General features: G+C 31.7%; 21 protein-coding genes. 13 read left to right on the top strand and 8 right to left on the bottom strand.

The window, feature by feature from the left end:
• The first annotated feature begins 158 nt into the window (after positions 1–158).
• Together BK011_05980 and BK011_05975 are read left to right on the top strand one after the other, a co-directional pair.
• Positions 159–494, top strand: a complete 336-nt coding sequence (locus tag BK011_05980; protein ID AUD65254.1) for a PadR family transcriptional regulator — start codon at positions 159–161, stop codon at positions 492–494.
• A 2-nt stretch (positions 495–496) separates the two neighbouring features.
• A complete protein-coding gene (locus BK011_05975) occupies positions 497–1501 on the top strand; it encodes a hypothetical protein (protein ID AUD65253.1) in 1005 nt (334 codons plus the stop codon).
• Positions 1502–1523: 22 nt separating this feature from the next.
• Here the strand turns inward: BK011_05975 and BK011_05970 are convergent, their stop codons facing one another.
• Both BK011_05970 and BK011_05965 read right to left on the bottom strand, forming a co-directional pair.
• Entirely contained in the window at positions 1524–2435 is a 912-nt protein-coding gene (locus BK011_05970) for a hypothetical protein (GenBank protein AUD65252.1), read from the bottom strand.
• A gap of 57 nt (positions 2436–2492) precedes the next feature.
• Positions 2493–3161, bottom strand: coding sequence for a hypothetical protein (locus BK011_05965; GenBank protein AUD65251.1), 669 nt, complete (start codon positions 3159–3161; stop codon positions 2493–2495).
• A 202-nt stretch (positions 3162–3363) separates the two neighbouring features.
• On the opposite strand from BK011_05965, the gene BK011_05960 reads away from it, so the two are divergent.
• The 4 genes from BK011_05960 to BK011_05945 all read left to right on the top strand — a co-directional run bounded on the left by BK011_05960 (position 3364) and on the right by BK011_05945 (position 7039).
• The gene (locus BK011_05960) at positions 3364–3897 is read left to right on the top strand and encodes a hypothetical protein (GenBank protein AUD65250.1); all 534 of its coding nucleotides are present in this window, start codon (positions 3364–3366) and stop codon (positions 3895–3897) included.
• Entirely contained in the window at positions 3866–4321 is a 456-nt protein-coding gene (locus BK011_05955; protein ID AUD65249.1) for a hypothetical protein, read from the top strand. Before BK011_05960 ends, BK011_05955 begins: the two co-directional genes overlap by 32 nt.
• 89 nt (positions 4322–4410) lie before the next feature.
• Positions 4411–5508: a GMP reductase gene (locus BK011_05950; GenBank protein AUD65248.1), complete on the top strand. Its 1098-nt coding sequence runs from the start codon at positions 4411–4413 to the stop codon at positions 5506–5508.
• Between the two features lie 241 nt (positions 5509–5749).
• A complete protein-coding gene (locus BK011_05945) occupies positions 5750–7039 on the top strand; it encodes a glutamate dehydrogenase (GenBank protein ID AUD65247.1) in 1290 nt (429 codons plus the stop codon).
• Positions 7040–7167: 128 nt separating this feature from the next.
• On the opposite strand, the gene BK011_05940 is transcribed toward BK011_05945, so the two are convergent.
• Both BK011_05940 and BK011_05935 read right to left on the bottom strand, forming a co-directional pair.
• The gene (locus BK011_05940; GenBank protein ID AUD65246.1) at positions 7168–7500 is read right to left on the bottom strand and encodes a hypothetical protein; all 333 of its coding nucleotides are present in this window, start codon (positions 7498–7500) and stop codon (positions 7168–7170) included.
• A gap of 4 nt (positions 7501–7504) precedes the next feature.
• The gene (locus BK011_05935; GenBank protein AUD65245.1) at positions 7505–8812 is read right to left on the bottom strand and encodes a hypothetical protein; all 1308 of its coding nucleotides are present in this window, start codon (positions 8810–8812) and stop codon (positions 7505–7507) included.
• Between the two features lie 185 nt (positions 8813–8997).
• On the opposite strand from BK011_05935, the gene BK011_05930 reads away from it, so the two are divergent.
• The 7 genes from BK011_05930 to BK011_05900 all read left to right on the top strand — a co-directional run bounded on the left by BK011_05930 (position 8998) and on the right by BK011_05900 (position 17452).
• A complete protein-coding gene (locus BK011_05930; GenBank protein AUD65244.1) occupies positions 8998–11226 on the top strand; it encodes a hypothetical protein in 2229 nt (742 codons plus the stop codon).
• Complete coding sequence (locus BK011_05925) at positions 11226–12143, top strand: hypothetical protein (GenBank protein ID AUD65243.1); 918 nt, start codon at positions 11226–11228, stop codon at positions 12141–12143. The genes BK011_05930 and BK011_05925 overlap by 1 nt, the downstream gene beginning before the upstream one ends.
• Positions 12144–12276: 133 nt before the next feature.
• Positions 12277–13209 carry a hypothetical protein gene (locus tag BK011_05920; protein ID AUD65242.1) on the top strand — a complete coding sequence of 311 codons (933 nt, stop codon included), beginning with the start codon at positions 12277–12279 and terminating at the stop codon, positions 13207–13209.
• A gap of 14 nt (positions 13210–13223) precedes the next feature.
• Complete coding sequence (locus BK011_05915; protein AUD65241.1) at positions 13224–14168, top strand: L-lactate dehydrogenase; 945 nt, start codon at positions 13224–13226, stop codon at positions 14166–14168.
• Positions 14169–14606: 438 nt separating this feature from the next.
• Entirely contained in the window at positions 14607–15953 is a 1347-nt protein-coding gene (locus tag BK011_05910) for a hypothetical protein (GenBank protein ID AUD65240.1), read from the top strand.
• A 220-nt stretch (positions 15954–16173) separates the two neighbouring features.
• Entirely contained in the window at positions 16174–16533 is a 360-nt protein-coding gene (locus BK011_05905; GenBank protein AUD65239.1) for a PadR family transcriptional regulator, read from the top strand.
• Positions 16493–17452, top strand: a complete 960-nt coding sequence (locus BK011_05900; GenBank protein AUD65238.1) for a hypothetical protein — start codon at positions 16493–16495, stop codon at positions 17450–17452. The genes BK011_05905 and BK011_05900 overlap by 41 nt, the downstream gene beginning before the upstream one ends.
• Before the next feature lie 43 nt (positions 17453–17495).
• Here BK011_05900 and BK011_05895 read toward each other — a convergent pair whose 3' ends face one another.
• The 4 genes from BK011_05895 to BK011_05880 form a co-directional block, all read right to left on the bottom strand.
• Complete coding sequence (locus BK011_05895) at positions 17496–18197, bottom strand: PIG-L family deacetylase (GenBank protein ID AUD65237.1); 702 nt, start codon at positions 18195–18197, stop codon at positions 17496–17498.
• Positions 18194–19159: a hypothetical protein gene (locus BK011_05890; GenBank protein ID AUD65236.1), complete on the bottom strand. Its 966-nt coding sequence runs from the start codon at positions 19157–19159 to the stop codon at positions 18194–18196. Before BK011_05890 ends, BK011_05895 begins: the two co-directional genes overlap by 4 nt.
• A gap of 110 nt (positions 19160–19269) precedes the next feature.
• Entirely contained in the window at positions 19270–19881 is a 612-nt protein-coding gene (locus tag BK011_05885; GenBank protein ID AUD65235.1) for a carboxylesterase, read from the bottom strand.
• Positions 19882–20322: a hypothetical protein gene (locus tag BK011_05880; GenBank protein ID AUD65234.1), complete on the bottom strand. Its 441-nt coding sequence runs from the start codon at positions 20320–20322 to the stop codon at positions 19882–19884.
• Between the last annotated feature and the right edge of the window lie 5 nt (positions 20323–20327).

The following is a 20327-nucleotide window of genomic DNA, read 5'->3' as shown; positions in this document are numbered from 1 at the left end:
ATGAAATTACAATGAAAAGGCTTTACTTGAGAAAAATTATATTTTAAAACAAATAAAATACAGTATAAAAATAATCTCATACATTAAAATGAAGAAAATAATATTAATGTATTGACAATAGTGTATGACATACAGTATAATGAAATCGAGGTGAGGTTATGGCGACACAAGATTTGCTCGATAACATGATACAGGAACTTAAAAGAGGAACACAAATCATGATTGTCTTGTCAGCACTAAAAGAAATGCAATATGGATATAGTTTATTACAGGTCCTAAATGAGAAAAATGTAAGCATAGAGGCTGGAACTTTATATCCGTTGCTTAGAAGGCTTGATCAACAAGGATTACTTGACTCCATATGGGACACAACAGAAAGTAGACCTAGAAAGTATTACAAGTTAAGTGAAAATGGTGTTGATATTTTAAAAGCTTTAAAAAAAGCATGGGAAGAGATGGTTACTGATGTTAACCAATCATTGAAGGAGATATAATTATGAAAAAATTTATTGAAAGATACATCTTTGATGTGACTAGAAGATTACCAAAAGAAAACCAAGAAGAAGTAAAAGCTGAACTCAGTGCCAACATTTATGACATGTTGCCTGAAAATCCAAGTGAAGAAGAAATAAGTAAAGTATTGCATGAGCTTGGGCACCCAAGAGAAATTGCAAATAATTATAAAGAACAAAAAAGATATTTGATATCTCCTTTGTATTTTGAAGATTATATTAGAGTTTTGAAGATTGTCTTTATTATCGCGGGTGTTATCTCATTAGTTGTTACATCAATTGATTCAATTATTGATGCAAATCATGAATCAGTTTTTGAAGCAATCGGTTATGTGGTAGGAAGAACCATTGGTGAGTTTATATCTACAATCATTAGTATGTTTGCGATTGTAACAGTCATTTTTTGGCTTATTGAAAAAAATAGTATTGATATTAAACCAAATGAATGGAAACTTAAGGATTTACCAGATCTACCAGAACCAAAGAAAACAAATATATCTAAAACAAACACAATGGTGAGTTTAATATTTCATGTGATATTTTCAGTCATCTTCATCATCGTCTTACTTAGATATATTCCTGTCATTGCATGGTATGAAAATGGCACACTCATAACACCATTATTAAATGAAAATGTAACCGATCAGTTTATTATCTTTTTCATGATTTCTGCTGTTGTTGGTTTGATTTCACACCTTGTTCAACTTTATGTTGGGCAGTGGCAAGTAAAAGTTGCGATATGTTACACAGCTAGCGCAATTATATCCTTAATGATTGGCTTGTTATTTATTAATCATCCTGACTTAATTTCATCTGGTTTTGTTACAAAACTAGCATCAGTCATGGATCAAAGCACAACTTATATATCTAACGGCATTAGAAATATTGTGATTGTTGTAACGGTGATTGCGGTTATCGGCACAATCATTGACTTGATTAGTATTTGGTTAAAAACAATGAAACCTAAAGATGACAAAAAAACGGCTTAATTAAGCCGTTTTTTTCGTACCATTAATCAGATAATTTTTTTCTTCGATTAAATCTAACAGTGCCGTAAACACCAGTGATGATAAATATACTTCCTATGATATGATACAAAGTAATGGTTTCATCTAATAATATAACACCTGCAATGATTGCGACTATTGTTGACAAATTCGCATAAATTGAAGATACATGCGCAGGTACTTTACTGAGCACCAAGTTAACCAAGAAGAAACCACCAATTGATGCAACAATACCTAAGTAAACAATAGGTAATAAAATATCTATATATAAAAGGTTAGTAAAATAATCACCAATTCTTTGCTCAACGATTAATTGAATAACATAAATAATGTTAAATGTAAATGCACCAAATAACATCATAAAATAAGTAACTTCCATAGGCCTTAATGCCTTTTGTGAAGCAGTTCTAGAAGCAATATTAAACATGGCTGCTGAGATAACTGCTAATAGCAGAAGAATAAAGCCTAAAACTTCAGAATTGCTTTCACTACCTAACTTACTTAGTTGAATAATGATTACACCTGTTACACTTAGTAAAATAAATAATACTTGTATAGGTTTTGGTCTTTCTTTAATGATTAGAGAACTTAAGATTGCAACAAAGATAGGGATAAGTGCAATCATCATACCTGCTTCACCACTGGATACTAAGTTTAACCCAAAGGTTTCAAATAAAAAGTATAAAATGGGTTGAAAAAAAGCAACCGCAATTAAGTATTTCATTTGCTCTTTTTTTATGTTGATTTTGATAATCTTAAGTTGTCTTAAAATTTCAAAAGTAATAAATGCAATCAAAAAACGATAAGCTATAAGACCTATAGGGGTAACATATGATAATGCAATTTTTGAAAATAGAAATGAAAATCCGAAAATAGATGCGAATAGTATACCTGCGATGTGTATTTTTTTTGTCATGATAATCTCCTTAGATGTGCTTAAAAAAACACTGAATGAACAGTGTTTTTATGAATCTTAATTAACGTATGGTCGTTTCTCTTCTTCCTCTGGTTCTTCAATAATTGGTCTATTTGGTGCTTGTTTTTCTTTTTTCTTTTGTGGTTGTTCACCTTCATTTAGTTCTTTAGAAAACTCACGATATTTCTTATAACCACCATAGCCGTCAATACCTAGATAACCTGAACCGATTAAAGAAATAATTAGGAAAAAGATACCTACTAATTCATAATCAAAATTCGGATATACTGCAATGATTGCGCCTAATGATAAGACAACGATATGAACCCAGAACTTCGGAACTTCAGTTTTTTCACCTAAAAAGACAACAGAGTTAAAATATACAAGCCCTCTTGCGTAAAAGAAGAATACTAAAGCATATCTATAAACTGCGCTCCATATTGCTTGATCACTTAATGTGTCTTTATAAGTAAAAGCAATATAGATAATCAATATACCAATGAGTGTGTCAAAAATGATCTCTATTAAATTTAATGTTCTTAAAACTTCTTTATTTAATGATTTAATGAGTGGATATACTCTAAACAACGAAAATATAACAATGGTTACCCCAGTAATTGCATATACAACTTCATCAGCAAATACCATATAAATACCAACACCGAGTAAAATAGCTGCTAGTACAAATTTAAGTACCCAACCATATCCATATTTTGCTTTATTCATAGAAAAACCTCCTATACTTTATAAATGCATTATATAGCAATTCTGCAAATAATTCAATTGATTAAAATGAAATCCTATGTTTTATGACAAACATTGAAGAAGTTTAAACCATGATGTTCATTAATCGAAATTTTTTTGTTATAATGACATTGTATGAAATATGAAAGGAGAGATTTAATCACTGGATTAAATCAATAAAAACATGAGAAAAAGAATTATTGCTGCAATGCCGATGATATCTTTAGTATTATTTTTGTTTTCAGGTCTTTATCTGGATAATTGGAAATTAGGATGGGTGTTCTTTTTACTAATACCATTGAGCTGGATATTGTTTTCTAGACATGTATTTAAAAGATTAAATGACATGTTACCAGTTTTAGCTTTGTTTATATTTTTGATTTTAGGATTTGGATTTGATTTATGGCACCCAGGATGGGTAGTATTTTTATTAGTTCCAGTTTTCAATACGATATTAGAAAAAAGAATTACTCCAAAGAAATTGGTCAATATCGTTGTTATTGGTGCATTTATTGGGATAAGTTTTTATTTAGATGAATGGCATCCTACTTGGTTAATTTTATTTTTGATACCAATTATAAACACGATCTTTTTCCCATATGACGGGTTTAAGGTTAAAACCAATTATACAAATAATTGGGAAGAAAAGATTAAGAAGTTTGTGAATGATAAAGTTGTTGTAAATCATGAAAAAGACGACGAAGACGAGGATTTTTAAGCAAAACTCACATCTTTGGTTAGCTCTTGTTTTCTTGATGACATCAATCATTTGGATTAATTCAACTCTAAATGCTACTATTTCATCTAGTCAATCAGGCTTTATCACGAATGTTGCTCTTTATGTTCTTGACATATTTAAGATCAATATATCAGAGTCCTTTTTGACTTCATGGATAAGAACAGGTGCCCATTTCAGTCAGTTCTTTGTTTTAGGTATATTCTGGGGATATTATTTGCTATCAATCAAAAAGCCAATGAAATACTTATTATTTGCGGTAATTATAACTGCGATTTTAGATGAGAGCATTCAGATTTTTTCAGAGGGTAGAGCGTTTGAAATATTCGATATTGGCATTGATGGATTAGGTGGACTATTTTCGCTATTATTCTTTAAAACGATTAATAAATTAGAAAAAATATAGTGTACTAGTTTTATTTGATATTGCCCTTTATATTTATATAGTATTTATGTATAATAAGTAGGGGAAATTAAGAAAAGGGGTTTTTGGGTATGCGTATTGAAGACGATCAAAAATTAGATTTTAGTGATGTATTAATTAGACCAAAAAGATCGACACTTAAAAGTAGAAAAGATGTAGATTTAAATAGAGTCTATACGTTTAAACACAGCAAAAAGACATGGACTGGGGTACCAATTATGGCATCTAATATGGATGGTGTTGGTATGATTAATATGGCTTTAACACTACAAGAACATGAGTTATTTACTTGTTTAGTCAAAACATATACTAAAGAAGACATCGACAAAGTGAAAGCAAAAATCAATCCTAAATATTTTGCTGTAAGTACTGGAACAAATGCTAAGGACTATCAAAACCTAGTTGATATTTTAAAAGCTCATCCAGACATAGAGTTTATTTGTATAGATGTTGCGAATGGATATTCTGAACATTTTGGAGATTTTGTTGAGAAAGTTAGAAAGAATTACCCAGATCATACAATTATTGCTGGTAACGTTGTTACGGCTGATATGACTCAAGAATTAATATTAAGAGGTGCAGATATTGTTAAAGTAGGTATTGGACCTGGTAGCGTTTGTACAACACGCATTCAAACTGGTGTTGGCTATCCACAATTGTCTGCAATCATTGAGTGTGCTGATGCAGCTCATGGATTAGGTGCTCACATCATTAGTGATGGTGGTTGTACATGTCCTGGAGATGTAGCAAAAGCTTTTGGTGGTGGGGCAGACTTTGTTATGCTTGGTGGCTTACTAGCTGGTCACGATCAAGGTGGCGGAGAAGTCATTACTGAATACGTATTAAACGGTAAGATCAATATTGAAACTGGAAAACCACTTATCGATGAGAAAAAATATGTTAGATTTTATGGTATGAGTTCTGAGACTGCAATGAAGAAGAACTACGGTGAAGTTGCAGAATATCGTTCAAGTGAAGGTAAGACAGTTCGCATTCCATATCGTGGTGATTTGAATCATACTGTAAAAGATATTTTGGGTGGGATAAGATCGACATGTACATATGTAGGTGCACCTACCTTAAAGCATTTACCAAGATCCACAACATTTGTTAGAGTTCATCGTCAATTCAATCAAATTTTCGGTGATGGAAGAGAAAATAATTCTTAAAAAATATATATGAAACACAGGAATAATTTATTAAAAATTACCTGTGTTTTTATTTTTAAATAAAAAGCATAAAAGCGCTTTCATTTTTAAAAATGATATGTTACAATGTTAGTGGATAAGATAAAGCGTAAACTTATAAACATAAATAGAGATTAACTATCTCTTTTTAAACACGATATTTATGAGTTCGCATTTATTGATAACGATGTAGGCTTAAAAAATAGACAAGGGAGAACATGCTGTGAAAGATCAAAATTACAATGCGTTTTTAATTGCTCAAAAACAATTCGACAGTGTTGCTGACAATATCAACTTAGAACCAGCAGCAAAAGCACTACTTAGAGAACCAGGAAAAGAAATTCATATTACCATTCCTGTGAAAATGGATGATGGAACGACTAAAGTGTTCAAAGGATTTAGAATACATCACAATGATGCTAGAGGTCCTGCAAAAGGTGGGATTAGATTCCATCCTGAAGAAACTGTTGATACAGTAAGAGCATTATCGATGTGGATGACATGGAAATGTGCTGTAGTGGACATACCACTTGGTGGTGGTAAAGGTGGCGTTATTTGTGACCCAAGAGAAATGTCTGAAGGAGAGCAAGAAAGATTATGTCGTGGATATGTACGTGAGTTATCTAAAAATGTTGGTCCAGTGATTGATGTTGCTGCACCGGATGTGATGACAAACTCGCAACATATGCTTTGGATGCTTGATGAATTAGAAACGATATACGGAGGACATTATCCAGGAGCTATTACTGGTAAGCCAGTAGGTATGGGTGGTTCTTTAGGGCGTAATGAAGCGACTGGTTATGGTGTTATTTATACAGTGAGAGAAGCATTAAAGGTTTTAGGGATAGATATTAAAAACACAACTGCATCTTTACAAGGTTTTGGTAAAGTTGGTAAATATGCGGCAATCTTGTATCAAGAACTTGGTGGTAAAATTACTGCAGTTAGTAGTTGGGATATTCATGAGAAAAAAGCAATTACCTATCGTAAAAAAGATGGCATTTGCATTCATGAGCTATTGAGTATTTCAAATGGTTATGGCACAATTGATAAACAAAAAGCAGTTGAGCAACTTGGTTGTGAAGTCTTAGATGGTGATGATTGGATCAAACAAGATGTAGATATTTTATTACCTTGTGCACTAGAAAACCAAATTACTAAAGACAATGTTAAACAAATTTCTAAAAAAGTGAAAATGATTGCTGAAGGAGCAAATGGTCCAACAACACCAGAAGCTGATGAAGTCATTAAGCAAAAAGGTATCTTTATGATTCCTGACTTCTTGTGTAATGCTGGTGGTGTTACTTGTAGCTATTTTGAACAAGTTCAATGTAATATGAATTATTACTGGGGACTTGATGAAGTCTTAACAAAACTTGATATCAAAATGACTGATGCATTCCATGCAGTCTATAAGTTATCTCAAAAGAAGAATTTATTTATGAGAGATGCAGCTTATGGTATCGCAATTAAACGTGTTGCTGATGCAGTTAAACTAAGAGGTTGGATCTAACTTGATATTGATTAAAGCACCCGAGGGTGCTTTTTTGTCTTAATAGGAAATTCTATTTTCAAATCTAAAAATCAAAATAGACAAAAACCCCACAGTTATGTGGGTGAGTAAGATATAAGTCAAAACAATTATCTAAAAACCTTTAAGGTTTGTTTATGATAAACATCAAGTGGTACAGAAGATTCTTTCCCACAGTTTTCACAGTATATTTTAGGATAATCAGAAATAGATTCATCCCAAATTTCTAGTAAGATATCATATTCCTCAACATGTTCAGTGCCACAAACAAGACATTTAAAACGAACGAATTCATCAAAGATATCTTTATTCATAAAATCGTGGATATCAACAGGTGGTCCAAAGTAAAAGCCGTTTTGAAGGGCATAGCGATAGTCTTCTAAGCGAAGTTTTTTCTCTTCATCAGAAATTTTCAATTTGATGGTATTAAAATATTTTGGCATAGGTTTAACCTCCGGGGTCTCTTAGTAAAGAATAATCTAGATTAAGTTTCATGATGTGGCCACATGAACATAAGATGGGATGATACTTATAAATTGATTTTAGCATATGTATCCAATTTGAGCGAGAACGTTTGAGTTTAATAGAAGCATTTGAAAGTAGTTTTTTGAAAGTAGCGACCGATTTCTTTGATTTATTTGCATAGAAACCAAAATAGCGAATGGTGTGAAAGTGCTCATCTGGAATGTGAACGATGAGTTTGGCAATAAACCTAAAGACATGTTCAGTGATGGTTTGTCTACCAAGAAATGAAGGATCATCTTCTGATTTATCATCATCTTCATGAGGATCATAGGTCCAAGTGATCATATGGGTAGAAGTATCGAGATTCAAAATACGTTCTTCAGAAATTGCAGGACGTGAAGCATAACGTGTGATATAATCAGAAACTTTTTTCGCAGCATTCAGAAAACCATAATCTTTAAGTTTTGGACCATGTGCATAAAAGCCTTTCTTATATTTTGAGATGAGAGAAGATCTCAAACGATTGAAGCGGTTATAGATGTCCTTACTCGCGTGGACCTTTAAGTAATTTGAGATATTTCTAAGTAAAGCAAGTTGGAAGTAAAGTCTAAGTTTTTCAAAATGAAAGTAAGAAAACTTTCGCAAGTTTTGATTGAGATCGAGCGTTCTTTCAGCAACCAAAACGTGAATATGAGGATTAAACTTAAGATCACGCCCAAAGGTATGAAGAAAAGCAATGAGACCAAGTCTACGATCTTCTTTAACTGCAATCTTTGATGAAAAGACAAGTGCTTGAAGCGCTTCATTAACAGATGAGAAAAAGACATCAAAAAGCCCCCGATAAATTCTAAAGTAATCTCTAAGTTCTCTAGCGATAGAAAAGACGAAGTGACGGTGAGGGACATCTAAAAGTTTTGATTGAACAGCAATCGTTCTTTTCTCACGATAGTTCTGGTTACAAGAAACACAAAATCTAGAATGACAAGATAAACCTTGGAGATGAAAGTTATCACAAGAAGGACACTCGAAAAAAAGATGTCCTTTAGATAAATTTTTACAGTCAATCATTTTTTCAACATTAGAAATGATGGCAGGTCTTAGTCTATCGATAAACAAAGGTTTAAATATGGGCCAGTATGTTTGAAAGATGGATTGAATGGTTAGTTTTGGCTTTCGATAGGCTTTCAAATTTGAAAGTTTATTCAGTTCATTTTCATAGACATCCTTACCCTGCATCGCAGCGAAGGCTAAGAGATCTCTAAACTTATATTTGAGTAAGATAGGGTCCATGATTCTATTATAAAAAGAAAGATAAAAAAAGAAAAGGCGATTTTATCGCCCTGAGTGAATTTATTCACTTTTGTTCTGTGATCTATGAAACTATTTGTCAAAACTTAAAAATCAAGGCCAAAAGCTTAAGCAATATATAAAAATATAGTATACTTAAACTGTAAATATGGCACAGGAGATTTTTTATGAAAAAACTATTATTTTTATTTTCAATCATTGCATATCTATCGATGTTGATCGGATGTGAATCAACAGATGAACCTGAAGATCCTAATGATCCAACTACATATACGCTAGATGAAGCGAGAGTTACGATTGATTTAGAATTAGAACGAGTTTCTTCTGAATCCATCTATTTTGATGCACTACTCATTGATAACAATGGTTTTGAGTTGACTTTAGACTTAGTCGAAGATACTATTTTTGGTCAAAACTTTAAGTTATACATCAATGGTATTTTTATTGATAACAAAATGTATGAAATAGCAAATGATCACTTAACATATACATTTGAAGATATAAATGACATTGATCCAAATAGGATTGCAGCTGTAGATGTAACATTTAATCTCAACGGTGGTATGCTCGTACGTTCTGACTTTGAGCAAGTAGATCCCGATAGTCAATTAACCATAACATCAAAAAATGATGGGTATGGATCGACGTTTAGCATTATCGATGATACAAGATTTTTACTTACCTATTTCCATAAAATATTTATAAAATATAATGAGACATTTGATGCTTATGAAGTTATTCATGTTGATCCTGTAACAACGAGTACTTCACAGCTTGATATTGGTGAGTATGATTATGTGATTGCACTCGAGCAATATTTCGAAGACGAAGATATCTTAAATACAATATCTGCTTATACGAATGAAGAAAAGATACTGAAATTTATCATTTTTGATCAAGATTTATCGACATATGAGGATGGACCATTGATTGTAAGTTTTTATACAGAAGACATTGTTGGTCAAACATTTCATCAAATATTAACTGAAACAACATCCTTACCAATACCAATTAGAGAAGAGTATGTATTTGCTGGATGGTACTTAAATGATGAACAAGTTATTGATTTTCCAGGTTATAAAATCATCGATGGCATCAATGAGTTAACATATGAAGCAAGATGGGAAGGGTATCATATGAGTGATTTAACTTCTTATTTAAATGACTTGATTCCAGATGAAGTCTATGATGACATAAAATTACCTACTGCCTACAGTGGATTTTCGATTGTATGGTCATCAAGTCATGAAGATGTAATCACATCTTCAGGCATGTTTATCAGACCGTATAGTCCACAAACAGTAACCTTAACAGCAGAGATTACATCAAGTGTCGATACGCAAACAAAAACATTTGATGTTGCAGTCATCGGATATAAATCATTAGATAAACCAATTGCATCTAGCTATATTTATAGAGATTTCAATCAAGTTGATGATAACTTTTTTGAAACATTAGACATCATCAATACAGCATTTATATTGGGTAATAGTAATGGTGATTTATATGGCACAGGTTATTTAAGCAATGTAGCAACATATATCATGTCAGAGGCTAAAAAACATGGGAACTGGGTCATTATGTCAGTTGGACCGAGCACAGAGTGGTCTGCGATTGCAGCTAGTCCATCAAAAGTTCAGCATTTTGCAAATCAAATTGTTGATTATATTAATCAATATGAGTTTGATGGTGTCGATATCGATTGGGAAACACCTACTTCATCAGAAACAAAGTTATTTACTGCACTCATGAAAGTCGTTTATGAAAAAGTTAAAGAGAATAACCCAAATCATTTAGTGACTACAGCAATTACTGGTGGTCAATGGCAACCTCCAAAATATGATCTCATTTATTCTAATCAATATTTAGATTATATTAATTTGATGACGTATGGTTTAACAAGTGGTTCTGGACAATATCAAAATCCATTATATAAACAAACAGCTTATCACAATCCAACATTTTTAGTTGGACGTTCACTTACAACTGCATCTATTGATGAAAGTGTAAAAATATTAAGAGATACGTATCAAGTAAGCTATGATAAAATTATTGTAGGTGTTGCATTTTACGGCATTAAACAAACAAGAACATATAACGATTCAACGCAGTCATATACAACATGGAGCAATGCAGGATCTGTGTATTATCATGAAATTTATCATAATTACTTAAATAATGAACAGTATACAGAGTATTATGATCAAGGTGCAGGTGTACCATATATGGTCAATGACAGTGGAACGGTATTTATATCCTATGATAATCAAAAATCTATTTTAGAAAAGAGTAGATACATCATTAATCAAGAACTTGGTGGTATGATGTTTTGGGAATATGGTACCGATACTACGGGTATATTATTACAAGCTTTAAGAACAGGATTAATGAAGTGATGAAAAATGGTCATACATGTGATAGAACATGTATGACTTTTTTTGATATAATGTATGTATCATCGGAGGTCATTATGGTAAAGATTGTTGTACTTGAAAAAGATAGTGATAAAGAGATCAAAACATTTTTAGAAACTTTTTATCTCTCAAAAGCGAAAATCCATCAATTATTTCAAAATAAATGTGTTTATAGAAATCAGAAAAATCTATATCAGTTGGATAAAATCAAAAAAGGAGATGTCATTGACATTGATTTTTCTTGTTTAGATCAACAACCAATTATTCCTTTTATGGGACCTATTGAAATACTTTATGAAGATCAAGATATGATGATATTAAATAAACCGAAATCTCTGCTTGTTCATACAGATGGAAACACAATAGATACTTTAACAAATAGAGTAGCATACCATAAGAAAGACTATCCATATCAGATATTGCCAGTGCATCGACTTGATTATGAAACCTCTGGTTTGTTGATTTTCGCAAAACACCCTTTGGCACACGCTTTTCTTTCTCATCAGTTTGAAGAAAGACAAGTTGAAAAAAAATACATTGCCTTAGTTGAAGGTGTTGTAAGTAAAGATAAAGATGTTATTGATTTACCGATTGCAAGAGATAGACATTCAGAAAAGCAAAGGGTTAGTAAAGATGGGAAACGGGCAACTTCGATATATAGAGTCATAAAGAGATTTAATAGTGAAACACTTTGTGAAGTCATGATTATAGGTGGTAGAAAACATCAAATCCGGGTACACATGGCTTCTATAGGCCATCCTGTTGTTGGCGATAAACTCTATGGTCATCTAAGGAAAAATCATGGCATGATGCGTTTGGAATTTACAGCATGCAAGTTCATCCATCCTACTCAGAGGGTCTTATTTGAATATCAATTAAAAACACCGAATCAAGTATGAAATGATCATACGAACCATGCGTTAACTTTTGGCAAAAAAATCGTCGTCAGGCTTTTATGATAGAATATAGATATAAACGCTATGTAAAAATGAGATTGAGAATAAAAAATATATATGAATTGAAAGGAGTCTTATGACTTCAAAAGCACTAAGAGCTTGTTTTTTAGAAAAATTTGATGTGGTAGGTATTATCAAGTCACAAACATATATCAATGAAGCAATTCGAATGGGAAAGTATGCTAAAGATATCAGCTATCCAACGATGGTTGTTTTAGGATTAAGTTATCCCAAGAGAATTCTTAAACATACAAAAACGCATTTAGTACCATCATTTTATACTTTTGGAAGTGATTATCATACTGTCTTAAAAAAAAGAATTGAAACTGTTATGGAACCATTAAACATGAAGTATTCACTTGGTGTGGATAATCACCCATATGATGAGAGATTAGCTGCAGTCTTATCTGGTGTAGGTTTTTTTGGAAAAAACCAACTGATCATCAATAAGACATATGGCACATATATGTTTTTAGGTATTGTATTTGTAGATGTCGAGCTAGAAGAAGAGTTTATCTTAGACATCGATGACGATTGTGGAACATGTAGAAAATGTATTTCAGCTTGCCCTACACATGCACTTTATGATGGTGGTTATGATATGCAAAAATGCATTAGTTTTTACAATCAAGAAAAAAAGGATTTAACCCATGAAGAAATGGATGCAAACTATCAACTATTTGGATGTGATATATGTCAGTTAGTTTGTCCTAAAAATATAGGCAAAGGCACACGCATCCATAATGAGTTTGAATTATCTGGTAAAGAAATGGTATCGATTATGGATTTATTTGAACTTTCCAATAAGGCTTTTTCAAAAAAATATGATGATATGTCATATTTATGGAAAGGGAAAACAATATTATTAAGAAATGCATTAATGGTTATGCTTAAACAAAAGCAGACTGACTATATAAAACATATTGAGTCATCGATGGATCATTCAAAGCCTTCATGGTATTTATCAACTGCAGCAAAAGTTTTACAAAGATTAAAAGAAACTAAGTAAAGAAGGGGTTATTTATGCCAAAAAGCAAAGTAGTAATCGTTGGGACTGGTATGGTTGGGATGAGTTATGCTTATGCACTTGTGAATCAAGGCGTTGTAGAAGAACTCGTTTTAATCGATATAGATAAGAATAGAGCAGAAGGTGAGGCGATGGATTTAAATCATGGACTTGCTTTCGCACCAAGAAAGATGCATATTTATGCTGGTGATTATAAAGATGCAAATGATGCAGACTTGGTTGTCATTACTGCTGGTGTGAACCAAAAAGAAGGGGAAACTAGAATTGATTTGTTGAATAGAAATGCAGCTATAATGAAAACAGTTGTTAAAAACATTATGGATAGCGGATTTGATGGGATATTGCTTGTCGCTACAAATCCTGTTGATATACTAACCTATGTTGCAAAAAAGGCATCTAATCTTCCTGCACATAGAGTTATAGGAAGTGGAACATCCCTTGACACTGCAAGATTAAGATACGAAATCTCTAAAAAAATTAATATATCTGTTGGCAATATCCACGCATATATCTTAGGTGAGCATGGAGATAGTGAGTTTGTTTGTTGGTCAAACGCTTATATAGGTGTTAAACCGATGAAAGATGTTATTGAAACCATGAACGAAATAGAGTTTAATGATTTACACAAAATATATATGAATGTAAAAGAAGCAGCATATGAAATCATCAAGAGAAAAAAGGCTACCTACTACGGCATAGGTATGACGTTAGTCAGAATCACAGCGGCAATCATTAACAATGAAAATCGAATTATACCGATTAGTGTATATAATGATGGCGTTTATGATATTGAAAAAGATCTATATATTGGACTTCCAGCAGTTTTAAACCATCAAGGTGTTCATCATGTCGTCAAACTTAAACTTAGTGATACTGAACAAGAGCAACTCGATAATTCTGCAAATATACTTAAAAAGTTGCTTAATCAAATGGATATCTGAGTTTTTTAAAGTGAAAACAGTCAAGATCAAGTGTATTGGTATTTTTGCATGTTTAATTAAAATAAACTCAAAAATAGAAGTTAAGTGATTGCTTTTAAGTAAAAAGAATTTCAGTGCTTCAGTGTTTTAAGGTTTAATAAATATAAAATTGTTACTAAATAGAAAAAATAAAATGATAAAGTACTCACAAAGTGAGTATCAGTCTGTAGACAAAGTACAGTATCTTCGGATATTGTACTTTTTTATTTTTTGTTATAAAATGAAGGTGTGAGAGTACCAGTTTAAAAAGTGCGGCTTAGACTGCTTAAAAACACTTAAACCTAGAGTTTGATTAGTGTTCTGAGTACTCTCTTTTTATTTTTTAATCAAAAATGAACTTTTACCTATATATAAATATATAGGTAACATGGTAAAATAACAATAAAGGTTGGTGATTTCATGTTAACAAAACATCAAATAAACAATCGCGAAAACATCTTCATCATGGAAATGGATAAACTCGTTCCAAACAATCATCTAGTTAGAAAAATAGATAAAGCGATTGACTTCAGTTTTATTTATGATATTGTAGAAAATTTATATGCGGATGATATGGGAAGACCTTCTATAGACCCAGTCATTTTATTTAAGATTGTCTTTATTCAATATTTATTCAACATTAGATCCATGAGAAGAACAATTGAAGAAATCGAAGTTAATGCAGCATATCGGTGGTTTTTAGGATATGATTTTAATGATTTCGTCCCACATTTTTCAACCTTTGGAAAAAACTATGTACGTCGATTTGAAGGCACTTCTGTTTTTGAGGAGATATTTAATACGATTTTATATCAAGCTATGAAATTAAAGCTTGTCAAAATGGATAATATATTTGTCGATGCAACACATATTAAGGCATATGCAAATAAAAGACAAGTCAATGATATCTTAATCAATGATTCAACGAACAGGTATGTAGAAGCTCTACAAAAAGAAATCAATGAAGTTAGAAGTGAAGAAGGCAAAGAAGAAATAGACTTTAATGAAGCTAAAAAAGTAACAAAGAGTCTAACGGATCCGGACTGCGGTATGTTTCATAAAGGTGAGAAAGAAAGACAGTTAGCCTATAGTAACCAAGTGATCAGTGATGAAAACGGATGGGTATTAGCATCTCAAGTATTTCCGGGTAACTTACACGATAGTCAAACTGGACTTGAAACAGTCATTAATTATATAGATGCCCATGAAGAAGTTGACATGGCAGTCATGGATTCGGGGTATGATCATCCAGTATTACTTCATGAATTATTTAAACGAGGTGTTAAGCCTGTAATTCCTTATAAAAGACCTAAAGGAAGAAAAGGTGCAGGTGGATCATCCAATGCATTATATTTTACAAAACATAGATTCAAGTATATTGAACTTCATGATTATTATATTTGTCCAAATGAAAAAGTATTAACTTATAGAGGTACTAATAAACAAGGCTATAAAGCATATAAAACAAAAACGAAAGATTGTCTAAATTGTCCTTTTAAGACTCAGTGTACAAATCAAAAAACAAAAGTGATATTAAGGCATTTTTATGAAGCAGATAGTGAAGAAGCTAAACGGATTCGACTATCTGAGATTGGAAAAGAGGTATATCCGAAAAGAAAAACGTCAGTTGAAAGGGTTTTTGGAATTTCAAAAATGAATCATTGCCTGGGATTTACGTTTCTTAGAGGACTTAGGAAAAATGAGGATCGAAGCTTCATGATTTTAAGTATGTACAATTTGAAAAAATTAGCCACAATCATATGGTAATATCTTTACCATTCAACTGAAATTGAGTGAAAAACTCTTTTTTTATACTTCAAACGAAAAAAGAACATCTCTAAATGAGATATTCTTCATTGAAAACTGTTTTTGTCTACAGTCTGGTACTCACAAAGTGAGTATTTTTTTGTATAGACGAAAAATTCATTTCAGTGTTGCATAACGAATAATACTGTGTTATGATTAGTATGTAGGAGGTAGCAACATTATGAATGCACAATTTAAACGCGGTATCATAGAGTTATGTGTATTGTCCATGCTTGTTGAAAAAGATAGTTATGGATATGAAGTCATTAGTGAACTTTCTAAGTTCATTGACGTTAGTGAGAATGCAATCTATCCAATTTTAAGAAGATTAACGAAAGATCAATATTTTAAAACATATTTAGAATCTTCAACTGAAGGTGCAGCAAGAAAATACTATCAAATGACTGAAAAAGGATTTTTGTATTATATCGAATTAAGAAATCAATGGGATGAATTTATTGGTGGAGTTTACCAAATCATCCACAAAGGAGGAAAAAACAATGAAGAACTTTTTAGAAGATTTAAAGAAAGAATTGAGTAAAAGAAATATTGCTAAAGACGCAATAGATGACATTTTAAAGGATCATGAAGACATGATTAAAGAAGCCCTTGAAGATGGATTAAGTGAAGAAGATTTGGAAAAAAGATTCGGAACACCTGAAAACATCGCAGAAAGTTTAGCGACCGAAGAAGAAACAGTTGAGCAAGAAAAAGAAAAAAATATAGATAAAGATCAATCATTTGAATTTGAGTGTAAGCAAAGTGAAATGAGTATTCAAGTTGAACTCACAAATGAAGATATCTATATTAAGCCAACAGAATATAAAAATGTTTTAGTTAATATTGAAAATGCTGATGATCTAAAAGACTACATCGTCGAGTTTAATGATCAAACATTAAGCATAACTAGAAAAAAACAAAACAAGATGTTTAGCTTTTTCTCAACTAAGGCAAAAAACACAAAAATATATATAGGAATACCAGCTGAAGTTTTAATTAAATCACTGATTTCAAAACAAACAAATGGAGACGTTGTTCTTAAAAAACTAAATACAAAACATATCAGTTTAAATTTAGTCAATGGAGATATTGATATTAAGGAAGTAGTAGCTGAAGGTCTTAAGTTCCATATTGTGAACGGAGACATTGAGCTACAAAAGATTAAAGCAAGTACGCTATACTCATCACAAGTTAGTGGTGATTTGGAAATCAAAAACAGTTTGATCGATGGTAATCTTGAAGTGAAAACCGTAAGTGGGGATATTGAGCTTGAAGAGGTTACTTGTGATATGTTTGAAGCTGATTCTGTCAGTGGAGATATCGATGGTAAAGAATTTTATCCTAAAATGATTAGATTTAAATCACTTAGTGGCGATTTGAATATTAAGAATAAAGAGAAAAAAGAAATAAAAATCATCAAAAAATCTACGCTCTCAGGCGATATAAACGTAGATATCTAAATAAATAAAGGATCGATTTGATAGATCAAATCGATCCTTTTCTTTATAGTGACTCTTTTATAATTTTTTTTGATATTTTTGAAATGTCAAAGGCTTGTGCATATGTTGTGCGAGCTTCTTTTCCTCTAACAGACATTAATGATTCATAATATGCTTTGTACTTAAAAGAAGGACTATTTATAGCGAACCAATGTGTAGAAATTGCTTTTTGCCAAAGTTCGAAACCTTCTTTAGAGACATTCACATAAACATAAGGTTCAAACAACTCAGGATCTTCCCAATTTTCTGCATAATATGGTCCACTTGCAAAATGTGCTTCATCGATTCTTTTAAAGCCTTTAATACCTGCATAAAATTGTGCATCTTTGACAATATAATGTGTTGTTTCATGGTCTTTATGCATTGAATGTTTCCAATGTGTGATGAGCACATCAGGCTTATATTTTCTAATGAGATCAGCAACCTCAAACTTCATTTGATCATTATTTTGTAAAGTTCCATCATCATAAGGTAACACAATTGAGATACCATTTAACATATCGGCGAATGTTTTTGCTTCTTTTTGTTTTTGAATACGATATGTTTCAACGTCTATATCCTTAGGGTTTCCTTTTTCACCACTTGTTAAAGCGACTGTAATGATTTTATGTCCTTTCAAGGACATAGATGCCAAGACTCCACCAGCAGTTAGTTCCATATCTCCAATGTGGGCACCTATTGCCATTATTGTTTTAGACATTTTCATAGTTCCTTTCTCATGTCAGCCCAAGATCTAACAATCTTAAAGCCTTCATGTTCATATATATGTCTTGCTGGATTATTTTCACCAGTAAATAAAGTCATGTAATGAGCGCCAATGTCCCTCAAATGATAACAAAGTGAAGAGAAAAGAACTTTTCCGATACCAAATCCTCGATAATCACTATGAACACCGATACCAGTGAAATATCCTCTTAAGCTATCTTGTACTGACAAAGGACCGGTAAAACCAATCATTTGTCCATCTTTTTCCGCTATTAGAACTGGTTGATCATTTTCAAGTGCATGCTTGATTTCACTTTTCCATATTGGATTATTTAAGTTATCAAATAGCTCATTAAATCCAGTGAGTTTTAAGGATGCATATCCAATGTGAATCTTTTGATTTTTTAATGATTCAATGAGAGAAAGCGTGTCTTTTGGGTATTCATAATTTCTAATATCTTTATAATATGAGTTTTGAATGGCAAATGTTTGGTAACCAAGGGCATTAAAGAATGACAATGCCTTGGATTTCATATCAACACCAGGACTGTTTGGATGATCATCTGATTTAGTCTTAGGAATGATCCATGTTAAAGTGACTGGATTAAAGAAAACAAGATCGATAGATTCAATTTCTTTATACTCTTTTTTTATATGTGTTTCAAATGTAGTTAGTAGATCGGTTCCAATATGCCTTCTTTGATGCTTGAAATCTACCATGATCATAGTTACATATGCCTTTTTTCTTTGTGGATAAGCAACACCTGATATAAAACCAATCACAGAGTCATTTTCTTCACAAACATAAGAAATGATATCATAATCATTATGCTTCTTTAAGAACTTATCTTCGAAGATTATAGCATCGATATGTTTATATAAAAAATCATCAGTCTCTGATACTTGATTCCATAAATCTACACATGAAAAGATATGCTGATTTCTCATTTTTTTGATGGACACGTTATCCCCTCTTTTTTCTCTTTATACTCAAATTATATCAAATGTAGATTTTATATGGTTAAATTACCAGTTTTTAAATAATTTTTTCAAAAAAAGTAAGCAAAAATTGCTTACTTTAAAAGTTTATCTAATTTTTGATACCAATCAATGATACCTTTAAGCTCAGGTTCAGAAAAACGATGACCGTAATCAGTATAAAGGCTTGTGACAGTGGCATGTGCACCTTTAAAAATATTGATTAGTTCAATTGTTTCATCTTGAACGATGATTGGATCATCATAACCAGCACCAATAAAGACATGTGTGTTTTTAAGATCTGGTAATTCGATTTCTCTAAGTGGAACCATCGGATGTGATAAAATCGCATAGTTAATCACATCAGGATAATGAAATAATAAACTACCTAAGATGTTTGCACCATTCGAATAACCAAACCCAATAAGCTTATCTTTATCTAAAGCATATGTTTGAATCGCTTCATCTATAAAATTTTTTAAATCATGAGTTCTTTTGATTAAATCTTGTTCATCAAAGATACCTTCTACAATTCTTTTAAAGAATCTAGACATTCCATTTTCTAAGACATCACCTCGTATACTAAGTATATTGGCATTTGGATCAATCATTTCTGCAATAGGTATTAAGTCTTTCTCGCTTCCTCCAGTTCCATGGAAAAGAAGAAGTGTACGATGATTATCACCTTTTTTGAAGATATGCTTCAATTAAACCAACTCCTTTTCTAAGAGATCTTGACTATAATAACCTACTTTTTTAAGAAGAGTCGTTAGTGTCACTAACTCTTCAGTATTTAAAATATCAAACACTTTTTTAACCGTTTGTTTATGATGTTCAAAAATAGATTCAAAAAATGTTGTTCCAGAAGGCGTTAAATCAATAGTGATTTCTCTTTTATCATTAGGGTTTTTTAGACGCACCACATGCTTTTTCTTATATAATTGATCAATTACATATGTCATCGAACTATTTGCCATCAGCAGTTTTTTTCCAATGTTTTGCATTGGTTGACTACCTTTGTGATATAGATATTCTAAAACACCAAATTCAGTTGAATTTATTCCATAGGATTCAATATCTTTTCTTAGTATATTTTCGAGTGCATGTGTTGCACGGAGCATAATCGCTACAGCTTTTAAATCATTCATTTTTC

This window comes from Tenericutes bacterium MZ-XQ, assembly GCA_002838205.1.
Taxonomy (GTDB): Bacteria; Bacillota_I; Bacilli_A; order Acholeplasmatales; family Acholeplasmataceae; genus Mariniplasma.
This window is presented reverse-complemented; position numbering and strand designations above follow the sequence as displayed.

Excerpts from the sequence above, each read along its gene's own strand:
- BK011_05910 (AUD65240.1), top strand. The coding sequence starts at position 14,607 with ATGTTAACAAAACATCAAATAAACAATCGCGAAAACATCTTCATCATG.
- BK011_05970 (AUD65252.1), bottom strand. The coding sequence starts at position 2,435 with ATGACAAAAAAAATACACATCGCAGGTATACTATTCGCATCTATTTTC.
- BK011_05895 (AUD65237.1), bottom strand. The coding sequence starts at position 18,197 with ATGAAAATGTCTAAAACAATAATGGCAATAGGTGCCCACATTGGAGAT.
- BK011_05960 (AUD65250.1), top strand. The coding sequence starts at position 3,364 with ATGAGAAAAAGAATTATTGCTGCAATGCCGATGATATCTTTAGTATTA.
- BK011_05935 (AUD65245.1), bottom strand. The coding sequence starts at position 8,812 with ATGGACCCTATCTTACTCAAATATAAGTTTAGAGATCTCTTAGCCTTC.
- BK011_05925 (AUD65243.1), top strand. The coding sequence starts at position 11,226 with ATGAAAAATGGTCATACATGTGATAGAACATGTATGACTTTTTTTGAT.
- BK011_05955 (AUD65249.1), top strand. The coding sequence starts at position 3,866 with ATGAAAAAGACGACGAAGACGAGGATTTTTAAGCAAAACTCACATCTT.
- BK011_05920 (AUD65242.1), top strand. The coding sequence starts at position 12,277 with ATGACTTCAAAAGCACTAAGAGCTTGTTTTTTAGAAAAATTTGATGTG.
- BK011_05900 (AUD65238.1), top strand. The coding sequence starts at position 16,493 with ATGAAGAACTTTTTAGAAGATTTAAAGAAAGAATTGAGTAAAAGAAAT.
- BK011_05880 (AUD65234.1), bottom strand. The coding sequence starts at position 20,322 with ATGAATGATTTAAAAGCTGTAGCGATTATGCTCCGTGCAACACATGCA.
- BK011_05975 (AUD65253.1), top strand. The coding sequence starts at position 497 with ATGAAAAAATTTATTGAAAGATACATCTTTGATGTGACTAGAAGATTA.
- BK011_05930 (AUD65244.1), top strand. The coding sequence starts at position 8,998 with ATGAAAAAACTATTATTTTTATTTTCAATCATTGCATATCTATCGATG.
- BK011_05915 (AUD65241.1), top strand. The coding sequence starts at position 13,224 with ATGCCAAAAAGCAAAGTAGTAATCGTTGGGACTGGTATGGTTGGGATG.
- BK011_05905 (AUD65239.1), top strand. The coding sequence starts at position 16,174 with ATGAATGCACAATTTAAACGCGGTATCATAGAGTTATGTGTATTGTCC.
- BK011_05980 (AUD65254.1), top strand. The coding sequence starts at position 159 with ATGGCGACACAAGATTTGCTCGATAACATGATACAGGAACTTAAAAGA.
- BK011_05940 (AUD65246.1), bottom strand. The coding sequence starts at position 7,500 with ATGCCAAAATATTTTAATACCATCAAATTGAAAATTTCTGATGAAGAG.
- BK011_05965 (AUD65251.1), bottom strand. The coding sequence starts at position 3,161 with ATGAATAAAGCAAAATATGGATATGGTTGGGTACTTAAATTTGTACTA.
- BK011_05950 (AUD65248.1), top strand. The coding sequence starts at position 4,411 with ATGCGTATTGAAGACGATCAAAAATTAGATTTTAGTGATGTATTAATT.